At 55.6% G+C, this 16720-nt stretch carries 14 protein-coding genes and 1 pseudogene; 12 read left to right on the top strand and 3 right to left on the bottom strand.

All coding sequences use genetic code 11. The features are described from left to right. The first annotated feature begins 17 nt into the window (after nucleotides 1-17). The 11 genes from BM029_RS19605 to BM029_RS19555 all read left to right on the top strand — a co-directional run bounded on the left by BM029_RS19605 (nucleotide 18) and on the right by BM029_RS19555 (nucleotide 12658). Nucleotides 18-1370: a DUF1329 domain-containing protein gene (locus tag BM029_RS19605; protein WP_092438900.1), complete on the top strand. Its 1353-nt coding sequence runs from the start codon at nucleotides 18-20 to the stop codon at nucleotides 1368-1370. Beyond that, entirely contained in the window at nucleotides 1342-2550 is a 1209-nt protein-coding gene (locus tag BM029_RS19600) for a WD40/YVTN/BNR-like repeat-containing protein (protein WP_170851148.1), read from the top strand. The genes BM029_RS19605 and BM029_RS19600 overlap by 29 nt, the downstream gene beginning before the upstream one ends. Continuing rightward, on the top strand, nucleotides 2547-5039 hold the full coding sequence (locus BM029_RS19595) for an efflux RND transporter permease subunit (protein ID WP_092438896.1): 2493 nt from the start codon (nucleotides 2547-2549) through the stop codon (nucleotides 5037-5039). The genes BM029_RS19600 and BM029_RS19595 overlap by 4 nt, the downstream gene beginning before the upstream one ends. 136 nt (nucleotides 5040-5175) lie before the next feature. Further along, nucleotides 5176-6300 carry an FAD-dependent oxidoreductase gene (locus BM029_RS19590; RefSeq protein WP_092438894.1) on the top strand — a complete coding sequence of 375 codons (1125 nt, stop codon included), beginning with the start codon at nucleotides 5176-5178 and terminating at the stop codon, nucleotides 6298-6300. A 40-nt stretch (nucleotides 6301-6340) separates the two neighbouring features. Next, nucleotides 6341-6907, top strand: coding sequence for a cupin domain-containing protein (locus tag BM029_RS19585; protein WP_371329144.1), 567 nt, complete (start codon nucleotides 6341-6343; stop codon nucleotides 6905-6907). Beyond that, nucleotides 6907-7323 (top strand): nuclear transport factor 2 family protein, encoded by a 417-nt coding sequence (locus tag BM029_RS19580; protein WP_092438890.1) that lies wholly within the window; start codon nucleotides 6907-6909, stop codon nucleotides 7321-7323. Before BM029_RS19585 ends, BM029_RS19580 begins: the two co-directional genes overlap by 1 nt. Before the next feature lie 14 nt (nucleotides 7324-7337). Next, the gene (locus BM029_RS19575; RefSeq protein ID WP_092438888.1) at nucleotides 7338-8114 is read left to right on the top strand and encodes an SDR family NAD(P)-dependent oxidoreductase; all 777 of its coding nucleotides are present in this window, start codon (nucleotides 7338-7340) and stop codon (nucleotides 8112-8114) included. Nucleotides 8115-8165: 51 nt separating this feature from the next. After that, nucleotides 8166-9158, top strand: a complete 993-nt coding sequence (locus BM029_RS19570; RefSeq protein ID WP_092438886.1) for a fumarylacetoacetate hydrolase family protein — start codon at nucleotides 8166-8168, stop codon at nucleotides 9156-9158. 2 nt (nucleotides 9159-9160) lie between these two features. Continuing rightward, nucleotides 9161-10117, top strand: coding sequence for an NAD-dependent epimerase/dehydratase family protein (locus BM029_RS19565; RefSeq protein ID WP_092438884.1), 957 nt, complete (start codon nucleotides 9161-9163; stop codon nucleotides 10115-10117). Between the two features lie 43 nt (nucleotides 10118-10160). Further along, nucleotides 10161-11318, top strand: coding sequence for an alpha/beta hydrolase family protein (locus BM029_RS19560; RefSeq protein ID WP_092438963.1), 1158 nt, complete (start codon nucleotides 10161-10163; stop codon nucleotides 11316-11318). Nucleotides 11319-11524: 206 nt separating this feature from the next. Further along, complete coding sequence (locus tag BM029_RS19555) at nucleotides 11525-12658, top strand: ABC transporter substrate-binding protein (RefSeq protein WP_170851146.1); 1134 nt, start codon at nucleotides 11525-11527, stop codon at nucleotides 12656-12658. Nucleotides 12659-12764: 106 nt separating this feature from the next. On the opposite strand, the gene BM029_RS19550 is transcribed toward BM029_RS19555, so the two are convergent. Beyond that, nucleotides 12765-13658 (bottom strand): helix-turn-helix domain-containing protein, encoded by an 894-nt coding sequence (locus tag BM029_RS19550; protein WP_244545132.1) that lies wholly within the window; start codon nucleotides 13656-13658, stop codon nucleotides 12765-12767. A gap of 129 nt (nucleotides 13659-13787) precedes the next feature. Between BM029_RS19550 and pobA the strand changes: the two genes are divergently transcribed. Next, on the top strand, nucleotides 13788-14960 hold the full coding sequence (pobA, locus tag BM029_RS19545; protein ID WP_092438880.1) for a 4-hydroxybenzoate 3-monooxygenase: 1173 nt from the start codon (nucleotides 13788-13790) through the stop codon (nucleotides 14958-14960). A gap of 714 nt (nucleotides 14961-15674) precedes the next feature. On the opposite strand, the gene BM029_RS19540 is transcribed toward pobA, so the two are convergent. After that, nucleotides 15675-16349, bottom strand: a complete 675-nt coding sequence (locus tag BM029_RS19540; protein WP_139217293.1) for a hypothetical protein — start codon at nucleotides 16347-16349, stop codon at nucleotides 15675-15677. Nucleotides 16350-16362: 13 nt separating this feature from the next. Next, nucleotides 16363-16720 (bottom strand): annotated as a pseudogene (locus tag BM029_RS19535) (transposase); the annotation flags it as partial.

Raw genomic sequence — 16720 nt, 5'->3', positions numbered from 1 at the left:
AATTTAAGGAGAGAGACATGAAGCATCCACAAATTAAACTCATTACGTTACTGTGCGGCCTGCTGCTGGCCAGCATGCCTGCATTCGCTGCCTCAGCAGATGAGGCAGCGCAACTGAAAACTACTTTGACACCCTTTGGTGGCGAGCGCGCAGGGAACAAGGCCGGCACGATTCCTTCGTGGGATGGTGGCTATACAAAAACGATTCCCGGCTTCGTCAACGGAGGACACCGTCCCGATCCATTTGCCAGTGAAAAGCCTTTGTACACGATTACTGCAAAAAATATGGAGCAATATTCCGACAAGCTTACTGACGGCGTGAAGGCAATGTTAAAAAAGTATCCGGAGACATATCGCCTCGAAGTTTATCCGACCCATCGGACAGCGGCAGCTCCTCAATGGGTTTATGACAATACATACAAGAACGCGACCAATGCCAAACTGAACGGGTTAGACCTGGTAGGCGCGTACGGAGGCATTCCGTTTCCAATTCCGAAAAATGGCGCAGAAGCCATGTGGAACCACCTTCTGCGCTGGCGCGGCACAGACTGGCACGATGACTTTCGCGGAATTCAAGTGACTGCAGATGGTAAACAAGTGGTCACTGTAGACGGCCGAGCAGATTTTCAAATGCCGTATTACTTCAAAGATGGTGCAGCAAATGGTTTTAAAGGTGACTATTGGTTGGTCCGGATACTCAATGCCGGTCCGCCGATCCGCGCTGGCGAAGCAATTACGGGCCGGGAAAATGTCAATCCGGAAAAGACGCAAGCGTGGGTGTATCTAACTGGACAACGCAGGGTGCGAAAGTTGCCAGTCGCGTGCTGTGATACGCCGACTCCTGCTACCGCCGGGATTATGTCATTCGACGAATCAGATGTGTTCACAGGGCGTCTTGATCGTTTTGACTGGAAGCTCGTAGGTAAGAAGGAGATGTATATCCCCTATAACGGCAACAAGATGATGCAGCCGAAGACCAGTGAACTTATAGGTACCCACCACTTGAATCCGGACTACATTCGATGGGAGCTACACCGTGTCTGGGTGGTTGAAGCTAGTCTTGCCGCGGGTAAGCGTCACCAAACGCCGAAGAGCCGCTATTACCTGGATGAAGATACGTGGGTCGCGGTATTGGCTGATCGCTGGGACGCTAATGGTCAGTTATGGAAAACCATATTTGCGAACCCGGTTGTGATGCCGGATCTGCCCGCCACCGTCCCAGCACAGCAATTCGGATTTTACGACTTGCTGTCTGGTGCCTGGTACGCCAATGGCATCTTAAATGACAAGGCCGAACAATACAAAATCATGCCTCGCTATCCAGACACGGTGTTCACGCCGGATGCGATGGCTGGCGAAGGTCAGCGGTAAAACATATACGCGCAACGATGAGAAGCCGGGTACACCGGCTCATCTGCAACATGACGGAGCAAATCAGATGTTTGCAAGATATTCGGGTTTTTTATTATTCATGGCGGCAACCCTTTTCAGTGCGCCTTCTGCCGTGGCACAAAGTAACGGGTTACTCTCTCCTCTCAATCGTCCTGCAACGATGGCGTGGCAGCCAGCCAAGGCGTTTCTCTTAAGCGTAGCGGAAGCTGGTAATCGACTAGTAGCTGTGGGAGAACGCGGGGTCATTGTTCTATCCGATGATGGCGGCAAGACATGGCGACAAGCGAAGGTGCCGGTGAGCGTCACGCTCACCGCAGTTCAATTTCCTACGCCTAAGCAAGGATGGGCTGTCGGCCACTATGGCGTAGTTCTCCACACCGAAGACGGAGGGGAAACCTGGGTGCGTCAGTTGGATGGCGTTACCGCCGCCAAGATCATTCTGGCGGCTGCTCAAGCAAAGTCAAAGGAACCCGGATCTGACGAGACCGTCAATAAGAAAGCTTTATCAGATGCTGAGCTCTTGGTAAAGGACGGAGCAGATAAACCATTTTTGGGCTTGCATTTTGACAGCGACAAGAGTGGTGTCATCGTTGGTGCATACAATCTTATTTTTCACACGGAAGACGGCGGAAAAACTTGGCTTCCCTGGCTTGACCGGTTAAATAACCCCAAAGGTTTCCATCTCTATTCAATTGACGCATCAGGGAGTCACCTCTATATAGCTGGAGAGCAGGGTCTCGTGTTGCGATCGGATGACCGCGGTATGAGCTTTGTCAGATTAGAAACGCCATACAAGGGTAGCTACTTTGCGCTCTCACTATTTCCATCAGGCGAGGTGGTCGTCGCAGGGCTACGAGGGAACGCATACCGCTCCGCGGATCAGGGAGTGAGTTGGCAGAAGATAGAGGTTGCAACACCGATATCCTTCACGGCCGTCAAATTAATAAATAATCAAAACCTTATTCTCGCCAATCAGGCTGGACAGATATTCAAGAGCACTGACTCAGGACGTTCATTGAAACTCATCAATACGCCGCCATTGCCACCGTTAAATGACGTTCTGATCACACCGGATGGTGCTGTAGTTGCGGTAGGTGTGCTAGGGGTAATGCGTCTGGATATCCCCGGGGATGCTGCTACCACTGGAGAAAAGAAGTGACACCATCGAACAAACCAGAGCAACCAATTGTTCAGAACCTAGAAGACTTTGACAAGCAGTCGGGGACCATCGTCGAACGTCTGTTATTTAATAATCGGCTGATTGTCATACTGCTTTGCGTCTTCATCACTGCACTACTCGGATTTCAAGCAAACAAACTACGTCTCAACGCGAGCTTCGAAAAGACTATCCCGACGGGTCACCCCTATATCGTTAATTATCTGACGTACAAAAAGGAGCTGAGTGGTCTTGGTAACGCCGTGCGCATCGCCGTTGAAAATAAGAACGGGTCGATCTACGACGCAGCCTATCTTGATACGCTGCGCAAGATAAGCGATGAGGTGTTTTTGATTCCAGGCGTCGATCGTCCGTTTATGAAGTCTCTATGGACGCCAAATGCACGATGGGTAGGTGTCACTGAAGAAGGGCTAGAAGGCGGACCGGTCATTCCCGAAGACTACGATGGTTCGTCTAAGAGCCTGTCGAAGCTGAGCGCTAACATTGCCCGTTCGGGGGAAATTGGTCAGATCGTTTCCTTGAACGCCAAGTCGAGCGTTATCTACGCTCCTCTTCTTGACAAGGATGCGCAGGGCCAGCCGATCGACTATGTCAAGCTATCCTCCTCTCTTGAAAAAATCCGTACCAGGTATCAAGCCGAAAACGTCAGTATTCAGATTACCGGCTTCGCCAAGCTTGTCGGTGATTTGATCGACGGGTTGAAGCAGGTTCTGTTGTTCTTCGGGATCGCCATCGCCATTGCAGCCGGGATGGTGTATTGGTACACCCGCTGTGTACGTAGCACGACCCTTGTCGTGGTCAGCTCATTAATCGCCGTGGTATGGCAATTGGGACTTTTGCCGACCTTAGGGTATGCATTGGATCCTTATTCGATGTTGGTGCCGTTTCTGGTATTTGCCATTGGCATGAGCCACGGTGCGCAAAAGATGAACGGAATCATGCAAGACGTCGGCAGAGGTACGCACAAGCTGGTAGCTGCACGCTACACGTTTCGACGACTTTTCCTGGCTGGCTTGACTGCGCTGCTGGCGGATGCCGTGGGATTCGCTGTGCTATTGGTGATTAATATTCAAGTGATACGGGAGCTCGCGATTGCGGCCAGTATCGGGGTGGCGGTTCTCATTTTTACTAATCTCATTCTGTTGCCGATTCTGCTTTCGTACACGGGGGTGAGCGCCAAAGCTGCAGCACGAAGTTTGAGAATGGAGAACGCTGAGATGTCGGGTGAAGGCAAGCATCCCGTGTGGCGCTTTCTGGATCTTTTCACACAGCGCAAATGGGCGACGGTTGCCGTTGCAGTGGGTGCAATCCTTGGCGTGGTCGGGTTCGTCGCGAGCCTGAACCTGAAGATCGGTGATCTGGATCCCGGCGCACCTGAATTGCGACCCGATTCACGCTACAACCAGAGCGTCGCATTCATGAACGCGAACTATGGCGCCAGCAGCGATGTTTTTGCGGTCATGGTCAAGACGCCGGACAATGGTGGCTGCTCTTCCTACGATGTGTTGATGCGCGTTGATGCGCTCGAATGGGAGTTGCGTCAACTGGAAGGCGTGGAGTCGACGAATACACTGTCTCTTTTGAATCGTCGTGTATTAACAGGTTTGAACGAGGGCAACCCGAAGTGGTATGACCTTGTGCAAAACCAGGACATGCTCAACACCGTCACAGCCGGTGCGCCGCGCGGTCTTTACAACGATTCGTGCGGATTGCTCACCATGTACGTTTATCTCAAGGACCACAAGGCAGATACGCTGACGCGCGTCGCCAACCGGGTTGAGACATTTGCCATTGCCAATAACACCAAAGACGTCCAATTCCTCCTTGCTGCGGGCAGCGCCGGTATTGAAACTGCGACGAATATCGTCGTAAAAAAATCCTGGCACGAAATGTTGTTTCTCGTCTACGGAGCGGTGATCGTGCTTTGCTTCATCACGTTTCGTTCCTGGCGCGCAGTTGTCGTCGCCGTGTTGCCGCTGATGCTCACTTCGGTGCTAGCAGAGACCCTGATGGTGGCGTTGGGAATGGGGGTCAAGGTTGCGATGTTGCCGGTGATTGCACTTGGGGTTGGCATCGGTGTGGACTATGCGCTGTACATCCTGTCGGTGATGCTCGCACGTATGCGTGAAGGCATGAGCTTGTCCGAGGCCTACTACCGTGCTCTGTTGTTCACCGGAAAAGTCGTCATGTTGACCGGTGTGACACTGGCTATCGGCGTGGTTACCTGGGTCGCCAGTCCCATCAAGTTCCAGGCGGACATGGGTTTGTTGCTGGCCTTCATGTTCCTGTGGAATATGGTTGGTGCAATGGTACTGCTGCCAGCGCTCGCACATTTTCTGCTCAAGCCTTCGGTCATTGGCGTACACGGAAAGAACGCCACTTCCACGGTAACTGCCAAGGCTTTTGAAACGGTAGCTGCAAAAACACATGCCGCAGCACCGACCTCATCATCCATTAGGAACCAAGCATGATCCGTAGACAGCTTCAGAAAGGGCGTGCCGCCCTGATGGTCACGCATGCGGCAGGCACGATTAACCTAGTTGCAATGTCGGAGCACTAAAAAGAGCGGGTGTGAACACTATCATCATTTTTTAATGGAAGTAAGTCATGTTAAATGTAAATAAGGTATTAGTGATCGGTGGAGGTATCGGTGGTATGTCAGCAGCCATTTTGCTGCGCAAAGCCGGCGTGGACGTTGATCTGGTGGAAATTGATCCTGAATGGCGCGTATATGGTGCCGGGATCACAATCAGCGGGCCTACATTGCGTGCCTTTAAAACAGTCGGGGTGTTGCCGGCAATAATGGAACAAGGCTGGTGCGCGGATGGCGCCACGATTTGTGACGCCAACGGGAAGCAATTGTTAGAGATTCCCACACCACGCGTAGCGGGTCCGGATGTACCCGGCGCCGGTGCGATTTTGCGCCCGGTGTTAGCACGTATCCTGTCTAAAGAGACACTCGCGGTCGGCGCTTCAGTGCGCTTGGGCACCACATTTACCGACATCACTCCAGTAGGTGATCAGGTGAAGGTCAGTTTTACAGATGGCCACAGTGGCACCTACGATCTGGTTATCGGTGCAGATGGATTGCATTCAAAGGTGCGCGACAGGATTTTCCCGGACGCGCCAAAGCCAAAGTACACCGGTCAAGGGTCTTGGCGTGCGGTTGTGCCCCGCATCCCGGGCATTGATGGCGCAACGGTCTTTATGGGTGTGACTACCAAGGCCGGCGTGAATCCTGTCTCAAAGGACGAAATGTATCTGTTTTGCCTGGACAAGCGCGCCACCAACGATTACATCCCACAGGAGCAATGGCCGGAGATTCTGGCTGGCTTATTAATTGAATTTGGCGGGCCAGTAGCCGATATCCGCGACAACATGAATGCCGACTCGCGCATTCTGTATCGTCCGCTGGAAGCGATGATGATGCCTGCGCCGTGGCACAGCGGTCGTGTCGTGTTGCTGGGCGACACCGTACATGCGACCACACCTCATTTAGCCTCGGGCGCCGGCATTGCCGTGGAAGACGCGGTGGTGCTGGTCGAAGAACTGAGCAGGGGCGGATTGATTGAGGATACGCTTCAACGTTACGTGCAGCGCCGCCATGCGCGTTGCAGTCTGGTCGTCAATAACTCGCTCCGTTTGGGACAAATAGAGATTGACGGCGGCTCCAACGAAGAACATGGCAGCCTGATGCGCGACTCCATCATCGCCTTAGCTGCTCCTATATAAACTCGCGTACAGAACAAGGACAAATATCATGCAACGACCCATGAAACGAATCGTCACTGGTCACGACGCGCAGGGGAATGCCGTGGTGGCAATGGACGGCGTACCGCCTAACATCGTCGAGTTGAACAACCTACCGGGCACTGTATTTTACGAGTTGTGGAAGACGCATACCATGCCGGCAGTGCTTGACAATGGGCCAGACCCCACACTTGGAGCGCTGCGTTTGCCGCCTACAGCAGGTGGCACGGTGGTTCGTATCGTCGATATTCCGCCAGACACGGCAGAGTTTTTAGCACACGGTGCGGCCAAGATGCAGGGCGCCTTCGCCCAAATTGGTGATGTGCATGCTTCGACCGTCAAAAAAGACTCCCCCCATCCGTTGATGCATCGTACTGAATCAGTCGATTACGGGATCGTGATCGAAGGCGAAATAACACTGGTGATGGACCTTGGTGAGGCAGTTCTGAAGCAGGGTGATGTGGTGATTCAGCGCGGCACCAACCACGCCTGGGCCAACCGTAGTGACAAGGTATGTCGGATTGCCTTTATCCTGATCGATGGCCGATATGACCCAGAGATCAAAGTTCAGATCGAGAGCCAATCTTGATGGTCAAAGCCGATGCCGTGAATGAACTACTGGCCGCTGAACAGCGGCGCAGCGATGCGTTGATCGAACAGGACTTTGCTCGCCTGGGCAGCATGCTGTCACATGACTTGGTGCATGTGCATGGGTGCGGCAATCAGGATACGCGCGACGCTTATTTGCACTTCGTATCTCACGTCATCGAAGTGCTGGAGGTGCAGCGACAGGGGCTCGAGGTACATTCGCATGGTGATTTTGCGGTGATGACCGGTCGCCAGACACAGACTGCCTGTATGCGTGGCCGCGACGAACGGGTGACGACCGAGTCGCAAGTTATGCAGGTCTGGCAGTTGACATTTGGCGGCTGGCAGCTAGTGGCATTTCAGGCTACGCCGCTTGGTCCGCTACCGCCTGTACTAGAGATGCCGCGCGCTCATTAGCTGGAATGAAATCTATGCATTCGACATTATTTGACTTGACTGGCAAGGTCGCACTCATCACCGGTGCCAGCAGCGGAATTGGCCTGGCCATCGCAGAGGCGTTTGCCACCCAGGGGGCGACAGTGGTGGTGGCCAGCAATGACGCACCTACCTGCGATGCGGTTGCACAGCGCTTACGTCGCGACGGCAGCGATGCGATAAGTATGACTTGCGATGTCACTGACCGCGGACAGATTGCACATATGGTTCAGACCGTGATTGCCCAGCGCGGTCGAATTGATGTACTGGTCTGCAATGCGGGTGCTGCACCGCATGCCGGACCTATTGCCAGTGCCACCGATGCCGAATGGGATTTAACCATGACGCTCAACCTGCGTAGCGTACTCTGGCTGACTAGTCTGGTCATTCCGGCGATGGCGGCGCGGCGCGACGGCAGTGTGATTCTGATGTCCAGCATCTCTGGCGTGCGTGGTAACAAGTCGATTGGTTTGTACGGCCTGTCGAAAGCGGCGCTGGCTGAACTGGCGCGCAATCTGGCGGTGGAGTGGGGACCCCAGGGCGTACGTGTAAATGCCATCTCACCCGGTGTGATTCGTACGTCGTTTGCCGCTCCCATTCTTGCCAACGACGAAGTGGCGGCGCGCCGTATGGCACTCACGCCGCTGCGACGCGCGGGCGAACCTCGCGAAGTCGCCGGTGTGGCCGTCATGCTGGCCTCCGCTGCAGGCGGTTTCATTACCGGACATAACCTGATTGTCGATGGCGGCACCACTATCGGCGATGGTAACTAATAACCAGACTTAACATCTGGCGTAATAAGAGCACAGGAGCGATAAACTACCATGAAATTAGCAACTCTGAAGAATGGCACGCGCGATGGCCGGCTTGTAGTGGTATCTCGCGATCTCTCGCAGGCCATTGATGCAAGTACGATTGCCCCAACCATGCAAGCCGCGCTCGACAACTGGACAGCGCTAGCGCCTGAGTTGGTGCAATTGTCGGATGCACTCAATGCAGGGACAGTTACAGAGGCTTTCTCGTTTGATCCAAAAGCGGCTTCTGCGCCCTTGCCACGCGCCTATCAGTGGTGTGACGGTTCGGCCTTTCTAAACCACGGCCGATTGTTGGACAAGGCGTTTAATAAACCCGGCCTGGAGGACTTCGATACCGTTCCGGTGATGTATCAAGGCTCGTCCGATGATTTTCTGGGAGCGAATGACGATGTGGCGTTTCCGGATGAAACTCACGGTATTGATTTCGAAGGTGAGTTCGGCGTGGTGCTGGACGATGTTCCCATCGGTTGCACGCTGGCGCAAGCCAGCAGCCACGTGAAACTTCTGGTGCAGATAAATGATTGGAGTCTGCGGCAATTTGCTGCGTATGAAATGCGACGCGGCTTCGGATGGATTCACGCCAAGCCGGCCACCAGTTTCTCACCAGTGGCAATTACGCCTGACGAGTTAGGCAATGCCTGGCGCGATGGACGGGTCGAACTCGATATGGACGTCCACTGGAATGGCGAACGTTTTGGCCATCCGAATGGACGTGAGATGGATTTCAATTTCTTCGATCTGATTGTGCATGCGGCGCGTACCCGCCGGTTACGTGCCGGCGCTGTGATTGGTTCGGGTACCGTTTCCAACAAGGAGCGTAGTGCCGGATCTGCCTGCATCGCCGAGCGGCGCGGTATCGAGATCATCGACCATGGCGCACCACGCACCCACTACATGAGGTTCGGAGATACAGTGCGGATGACAGCATCAGACGCCACGGGTGCCACGCCATTCGGTGTGATCGAGCAGAAGGTCGTGCGAGTAGCGGCAGGAAGGAACTGACGATGCATATTTTAGTTACCGGCGCCAATGGTTTCGTCGGGCAGAACCTGGTGCGCCGCCTGTTGCAAGACGGCCGTGTCGGGTCGGATGCGAAGCCGTTTTCAACGCTGACCTTGGTCGATATCGGATTCGAGGCGGCTGCGCTCGATCCGCGCGTCCGCCAATTTTCCGGCAGCATCGCCGATCCAGAAACGTTGAACGTGGCATTCGCTCAGCCGGCTGATTATGTCTTCCATCTGGCGAGCATTGCGGGCGGCGCCGCCGAAAAAAACTATGACTTGGGGCTGGCGGTGAACTTGCACGCCAGCATCGCGATCCTGGAATTGCTGCGCAAGCAAACCGTCGCCGCGCGTCTAGTATTCGCCAGCACGGTCGCGGTATACGGCGCGCCGATGCCGCCGCTGGTCGACGATTCCACCCCGATGCGGCCGGGGCTGAGTTACGGCGCGCACAAACTGGCGGCTGAAGTGCTGATCCAGGATTACAGCCGGCGCGGCTGGATCGACGGACGCATCGTGCGCCTGCCGGGCATCGTCGCCCGGCCACCCGCGTCATCGGGGCTGCTGTCTGCTTTCATGAGCGATATTTTCTGGCGCCTGGCGGAAGGCAAGGAGTTTGTTTGTCCCGTTTCGCCACAGGCGGTGGCCTGGTGGATGTCGGTCAGGTGTTGCGTCGACAACCTGCTGCACGCGGCAAGTCTCTCTGCGGAACAAACCGCCGAACGGCGCGACTATACCTTGCCGGTGCTGCGCCTGGGCATCACCGAGCTGATCGATGGCCTGGCCGTCGTGTTCGGCGCGGACCGCCGGGCGCTGGTCACGTATGACCCGAACGAACAGCTCGAGGCGGCGTTCGGACGCCAGCCGCCGCTGGACGCGGCGGCAGCACAGCGCACCGGTTTCCGCCACGACGGATCGATCGAAGCGCTGATCGCCGGGGCCATGGCCAACTCCCAATGACCTTCCATTTTCACCATCGTTTTTAGAGGACGCCATTATGTCGATGTTTTTATACTTTCCGACCAATTATGTCTGGAGCCTATCCGTCAACGCGGCGCTCGAGTCGGGCGCCAAGCTGGGCGAAATTGACGAGGTCTGCAAGCCCTTGCTCGAAATCGCGAAGCAGGGGAACGATGCCGGCACCCAGGCCTTCTTTGATGCCTGGGTCGGCCTGGGCGACAAGCTGCTCGGCCTTGCCGAAGAGGACGAGGCCCGGCACCGTCTGCTCAGCGCAGGGGAAAAGCTGCAGCGCGCCGCAGTCTATTACATCGTTGCCGAACGCATGCAGGCGAACAGCTTTGGGCCGCGCAAGGCCTTGTACCGCAAGGCGCTCGACTGTTTCAACAAGGCGCAAGTGCTGATGCATGCCAATTGCGAGCGGGTCGAAATCCCCTACGGCGACAGCCACCTCGCGGGCCTGTATGTGCGGGCCGAAGGTATCACCAGGCCGGCGCCGGTGATGGTCTGCCTGAACGGGCTCGATAGCATCAAGGAATTGCTGTACACGACCCAGTTCACGCGTCAGCTGGCGCAACGCGGCGTCGCGCTGCTGATCGTCGACCAGCCTGGCACCGGCGAGGCGCTGCGCCTGCATGACCTGCCGGCCGTTCACAACACCGAAGTCTGGGCCGGCAAGGTGGTCGATTACCTTGAAACGAGGGGCGACATCGATGCCAGGCGCATCGGCATCATGGGCGTGTCGCTGGGCGGCTATTACGCGCCGCGTGCGGTCGCCTTCGAACCGCGCTTTGCGCTGGGCGCAGTGTGGGGCGCCAATCATAACTGGGGCGAAATGCAAAAACGCCGCCTCAATCGCGAAGGTGAAAATCCGGTCCCACATTACTGGGAGCACGTGCGCTGGGTGTTCGGCGCCAAGGACATGGATGATTTCATGCAGAAAGCGCGGCACATGTGCCTCGATGGCGTGCTTGATCGGATTAAGGTGCCGTTTCTGGTCACGCACGGCGAGCAAGACCGTCAGATTCCCGTCGAATACGCACATCAAACGTATGAGCAACTGGTGAACAGTCCGAAACGGGAACTGAAGATATTCACCGCGCGCGAGGGTGGCGTACATCACGTCAGCCTCGACAACATGGCGAATGCCGGCGCATTCATCGCCGACTGGATCGCCGAAAACCTTGGCGGACGAGTCGCATAACAGCGCAATACCTGCCGTAACGATAGCCTCGCGCTGGTGGCTACTGAACCAGCTCCTTAGTGCAAGTGGCCACTAACTGTTCGAGAGCCGGTCTATCGCGAGGCCTACATGGCCACATCGAAACGAATCTCTGCGGGTTAGGTATGTCGATAGGACCGGGTGCAAGACCGAGACTATCAGTATTCAGAAAAGGACCCGAAAATTCAATGATGTGCATTTCAAGATTGATCTCGTTATTTTGTGCATCTTCTCTCATGGTGTGCAGTCTTGTGGCACAGGCGGAGCCAGGCGTCACGGATAGCACTGTAACCGTCGGCATGTCCGCTCCCTTCAGCGGACCCAGTGCCGACTTTGGATCTGCGCTGAAAGAGGGGGCGGAAGCCTACCTACGCTATGTCAACGACAATGGCGGCATCCACGGCCGCAAAATTCAACTGCTAGCGTTGGACGATGCCGCAGACGCTTCCCGCACCGTAGCAAATACAAAGAAAATGACCGGCGATGGCAGCGTGCTGGCGCTGATGTCATATTACGGAGTGTCGACGGGGGCGGTTTTGCCGCTGCTGGACGTAGCTAGCACGCCATTGATCGGCGTCGCCAGCGGCGCGGAGTCATTGCGTGATCCGCCGCAGCGTTATCTCTTTAATCTGCGTGCCAGCTATCTGGACGAAGCTGACGCGATCGTTACCCAGCTCGATTCGCAGGGCTTGAACCAGATCGCCGTCTTTTATCAAAACGACAGCGTAGGCAGGTCGGGACTAAGCGGGGCAAAAAATGCAATGGTCAGACTGACGCTCAGGCCAACAGCAATCGCCAGTATCGAACCCGGTACGATGAATGTCAGTAAGGCGGCTGTCGATATTGCAGCAAGTAAGCCGCAGGCGGTAGTCATTATTGCGCCCGCCCACGCGACTGCCGAGTTCATTCAGAAAATACATAGTTTTAGCGTATATCCGCAATTCATTGCCTTATCGGTCCTGGCTGATGACCCGTTATTAAAGGGAGTCAGGGCCAAAGTACGCGGGCTCGGCCTCTCACAAGTCATGCCAGATCCATGGGCCATGTCACTGCCGGTGACCAAGCAGTATCTGACATTGCTGAAGCAGTATCCAAATGTCGCACCTTCCTACTATGGGCTTGAAGGCTTTCTTGCCGCAAAACTAACGGTCGAGGCGATCCGAAGGGCGGGCAAGTATCCAACCCGGGAGAAGCTCGTTTCTGCACTGGAAAGTGAGTATGACCTAGGTGGCTATCACGTACGCTATTCGTCCAACAGTCGCAACGGATCACGGTTTGTCGAGATGTCGGTAATCAGCCGTGATGGCAGGATAGTTAGGTAATGTTGCGGTGCCGCCGGATGCTGAGAAATCTGGATCGCCTAAGAACCCTTGCGTCAGGCCGCTTGCATTGCTGAAAGTGCAGGTCGAGCTGGTAGCGTTGCTAAGCTCACAGCGCTATCGACGCGCTCTGCCGACGGAACTGCTTGGGCGTCATCCCGGTGTGGCGCTTGAACGCGCGGCTGAAATAGGCCGGGTCCTGAAAGCCCAGTTCATAGGCGATGCTGGACACGCTGGCCGGAACGTAGGTCAGCTTGCGCCGCGCTTCCAGCATCAAGCGCTGCTGCGCCATGTCGAAGGCCGATTTGCCGCCCAGCTTGAGGCACAGGCGGTTCAGGCGGGTTTCGGCGATATGCAGCTGGTCTGCATGCTGCGCCACGCTCCACTGCGCGTGATAGTGCGCTTCGACCAGCGCCCGGAAGCGGCTGAACGTTTCGAAGCCGGCACGCCCGGACAGGTCGGCGCTGCGATGATCCGTGTGCTGGCGCAGCAACAGCAGCAGGACGCTGCGCGCGAGCCAGTCCAGCATCAGCGCATGGCCGGCCAGCGGGCTGGAAAATTCCGTCATTAAATGCCCGAGCAAGGACTCAATGCGTTGCCGCACTTCCGGCACGCCGGCCAAGTCGATCGCCAACGGCTCCAGAAACAGAATGGAGAAAATGTCGGCGCGCAGCGCTGCCTGCGCGCCAAACAGGACGCTCTGGTCGACCGTCAGTACAAATCCGTGCGCCTCCTTGGAAAATTCGAACCCGTGCACCACGGACGGATGAATCGTGATGACGGTCGGCCCGTCGCATTCCCAAGTGGCGCCGTCAATCCGGGCCCGGACCTGGCCGCCCAGCAAGAACAGCACCTGGAACAATCCGCGGTGGGTGTGACTGGCAATGTGCCAGTCATACAGGCAGCTGCGGGTCTCGATCAATTCGATATGCACGAATTCGGCGCTGTCGATCGGCGTGCGTTCCCCGTACAAGGTGAATTGCGGGATTTCGGGCTTGCCCATGGCATTTTCCGTATTCATTGGACTGTAAAAATAGTACAAGAGATTGATGGTTTCATCCATTTTTTATTGGGAAGCCATGGGCTACGATCTCCCTTGTCATGAGAATTAGTACAAAAATGGAGATCGCATATGAATACCCAAGTGGCCATTATCGGTGCCGGTCCCGCGGGGCTGTTGCTGTCGCATTTATTGCATTTGAAGGGGATAGCCTCGGTCGTGCTGGAGTCGCGCACGCGCGCCGATATCGAATCGACCATCCGCGCCGGCGTGTTGGAACAGGGCACGATGGATGTGCTGAACGAGGCGGGCGTCGGCGCCCGGATGCGCAGCGAGGGCGCCCTGCATCACGGCATCGAACTCGCGTTCGGCGGGCAGCGCCACCGCATCGACCTGAGCGATCTGACCGGGCGCGCGATTACCGTGTATGCCCAACACGAGGTCATCAAGGACCTGGTGGCGGCGCGCTTCGCCGCCGACGGGCAGATCCTGTTTGAGGTGAACGATGTCAGCGTGCACGACGTCGACAGCGAGAGTCCCTCCGTGCGTTTCACGCATGGCGGCGAGCCGCAGCAGTTGAATGCCGATTTCGTGATCGGTTGCGACGGCTTTCACGGCATTTCGCGCCCCAGCATTCCGGACCAGTTGCGGCGCGACTATCAGCGCATCTATCCGTTCGGCTGGTTCGGCATCCTGGTCGAATCGGATCCCTCGTCGGAGGAGTTGATCTATGCGCAGCACGCACGTGGCTTCGCGCTGGTCAGCACGCGCTCGCCGAAGGTACAGCGGCTGTATTTCCAGTGCGACCCGAAAGACGATGTGAATAATTGGTCGGACGACCGGATCTGGTCGGAACTGCATGCCCGACTGGAAAACAGCGACGGCTGGAAGCTGAAGGAAGGCAGGATTTTCCAGAAAAATATCATCGGCATGCGCAGCTTTGTCTCGACGCCGATGCAGCATGGCCGCTTGTTTCTGGCGGGCGACGCCGCCCACATCGTCCCGCCCACCGGCGCCAAAGGCATGAATCTGGCCGTGGCCGACGTGCGTCTGTTATCCATGGCTTTGGAGGAATTTTATAAGAAGGGCCGGCCGGATAGTCTGGCCGCTTATACGGAAACGGCGCTCAAGCGCGTCTGGCGCGCCGAGCATTTTTCGTGGTGGATGACCAGCATGTTCCACAAGTTCGACGATGCATCGCCTTTTCAGCAGGAACTGCAGCGCGCGGAACTGGAGTATGTCGTCAGTTCGCGCGCGGCGGCTACCGCGTTGGCTGAAAATTACGTTGGATTGCCGTTCGCTTGAAAATCCCAATAGGAGATATTCTGCTTACAAAGACAGTGGCATTGAATGGCTGGGCGAGGCTCCTTCGCACTGGAACTTCTCTCGAAACAAGGAGATTTTTTCTGAGCGAGTCAGCTTAAGCCAATTCGGAGATGAAACGCTGTTGACCGTCTCTCACGTCACAGGGGTAACTCGGGGAGCCTGCGGCGCGCATCGTATCGCGAAATGCTCCGACATTAAACAGCTCTGGGCGGAGCTGGGTTTTACTTGATGGCGACGCGAACGCTTCGCATATCGTTCGCGTTACCGGTGATAGTGCGATATGGCGATTCCCCAGATGCGATCCGGATCGCTTGCGCAATTGCGAACGCCGCAGCTAGTGCAGTTGATAATGACTAATAAAGTCTGTCGCGACCGGTGGCTGAAAAGGCTTATATTTATTATGGTATCTCCTTTGGTTATATCTCTCTGGAGTCTGTCACGGCCTACTTAAAGAAGCAGTTTTGATTGAGGCTAGAGAATATAGTCTGTCACGCGCTGAAACGTACATTTTCGAATTTGACCGCTATTCCAAATCCAACAGGTTTTCGCGCTGGATGAACGGCGCGAAACGGACGAACCAAGTACGGAACTGGGAAGCTTCCGATTAGTTCGATGTGAGCGAATCCAATTTCCCTTATTGCGACTCGGTCTGATAGGTGACGTTGATTACGAAGGGTGGCGTTTAAGTAGGCGTTATATCAACGCCCGAACTACGGCCAATCGACGTTCCTCATCGTCAGCCATTGCCTGGCGTATGGTAGGAAGATTTTGTTGATTTGGTGGAGTCACCTTTTGAAACCAAGATGTCCAACGCTGCTCGATAGCCTCAAAAGAAATTTCGTCGTGAAGCGTTTGCTTAAGGTGTGGAACGACAAGTTTTTCTAGTAGGTTGTCCGGGAGCCGTTCTTCTAACATTCGTTTGAATGACCACAACTGAATGTCTACCAATTCTAGTCCAGCGTTCGGGCCGGCTCCAGCGATCTCAATCGGCATAGTCGGCGTATTCCTCAAGTCCCACTTGGGAAGACCAGGCCCCGTCTCCATGTCGATCTCACGTACGTCGCTATAGAACTTCATTAGATCGCGTTGTGACTGATTAAATTGAGATTGTCTGTCTACGATTACCTTTGTCGCTTTTACGCCCGTCCGTTTCAGGCGTTCGTTGATGAGAAACACCACGCTTTGAAACCCGATCATGTTCGGCATGATGGTCGCTTGATCACGTCTTTTTTTCACGTTGTAGTGAATTTCCCCTGGATTGTGTGCAGCCCAATTCAAGGTATCGGTTATTCGCTTGCCATTCGCTGTCCTCATATCAGCAGTTAGGCAATTTAATGAAGCCAACGGTTCAAGCGCTCGATAAGCCATTGCGCTGCCGGGCCTGACCCGCTGGACAGCGATACTCATCGTTCGGCGCGTCGTAAATGAAATCGTCCTTGCCGAATCGCCCGTTTGCAGTGCCGCCGGAGGTGTTGGACTTGGCAACAATGACGGTAATGCCGGCTTTGTCGCACGCCAGAATTTCTTCGCTTTTGAAATAGCCCCGGTCTGCAATGGCCGTCAGCTTCTCGCTCCCAATGGCAGTGCGTGCTTGTTCGGCTATGGAGGACAACTGACCCCGGTCCGAGCCTACGTTGGTGACCTCGTGCTCAACAATGATGTGGTGTTTCGCATCGACTGCCGTCTGGACGTTGTAGCCGACCATCCCGGTTCCGCGCGTCTTCATGGAGCGGGAATCA

The sequence above is a fragment of the Collimonas sp. OK607 genome, assembly GCF_900111995.1.
Lineage (GTDB): Bacteria > Pseudomonadota > Gammaproteobacteria > Burkholderiales > Burkholderiaceae_D > Collimonas.
Note: the sequence above shows the minus strand (reverse complement) of the source record. Positions and strands in the feature narration are given on the sequence as shown.

What these genes read in the sequence shown, in the direction of transcription:
- BM029_RS19550 (WP_244545132.1), bottom strand. Translation starts at nt 13,658, where the DNA reads ATGGGCAAGCCCGAAATCCCGCAATTCACCTTGTACGGGGAACGCACG.
- pobA (WP_092438880.1), top strand. Translation starts at nt 13,788, where the DNA reads ATGAATACCCAAGTGGCCATTATCGGTGCCGGTCCCGCGGGGCTGTTG.
- BM029_RS19565 (WP_092438884.1), top strand. Translation starts at nt 9,161, where the DNA reads ATGCATATTTTAGTTACCGGCGCCAATGGTTTCGTCGGGCAGAACCTG.
- BM029_RS19600 (WP_170851148.1), top strand. Translation starts at nt 1,342, where the DNA reads ATGCGATGGCTGGCGAAGGTCAGCGGTAAAACATATACGCGCAACGAT.
- BM029_RS19560 (WP_092438963.1), top strand. Translation starts at nt 10,161, where the DNA reads ATGTTTTTATACTTTCCGACCAATTATGTCTGGAGCCTATCCGTCAAC.
- BM029_RS19590 (WP_092438894.1), top strand. Translation starts at nt 5,176, where the DNA reads ATGTTAAATGTAAATAAGGTATTAGTGATCGGTGGAGGTATCGGTGGT.
- BM029_RS19580 (WP_092438890.1), top strand. Translation starts at nt 6,907, where the DNA reads ATGGTCAAAGCCGATGCCGTGAATGAACTACTGGCCGCTGAACAGCGG.
- BM029_RS19575 (WP_092438888.1), top strand. Translation starts at nt 7,338, where the DNA reads ATGCATTCGACATTATTTGACTTGACTGGCAAGGTCGCACTCATCACC.
- BM029_RS19555 (WP_170851146.1), top strand. Translation starts at nt 11,525, where the DNA reads ATGATGTGCATTTCAAGATTGATCTCGTTATTTTGTGCATCTTCTCTC.
- BM029_RS19585 (WP_371329144.1), top strand. Translation starts at nt 6,341, where the DNA reads ATGAAACGAATCGTCACTGGTCACGACGCGCAGGGGAATGCCGTGGTG.
- BM029_RS19605 (WP_092438900.1), top strand. Translation starts at nt 18, where the DNA reads ATGAAGCATCCACAAATTAAACTCATTACGTTACTGTGCGGCCTGCTG.
- BM029_RS19540 (WP_139217293.1), bottom strand. Translation starts at nt 16,349, where the DNA reads ATGGCTTATCGAGCGCTTGAACCGTTGGCTTCATTAAATTGCCTAACT.
- BM029_RS19570 (WP_092438886.1), top strand. Translation starts at nt 8,166, where the DNA reads ATGAAATTAGCAACTCTGAAGAATGGCACGCGCGATGGCCGGCTTGTA.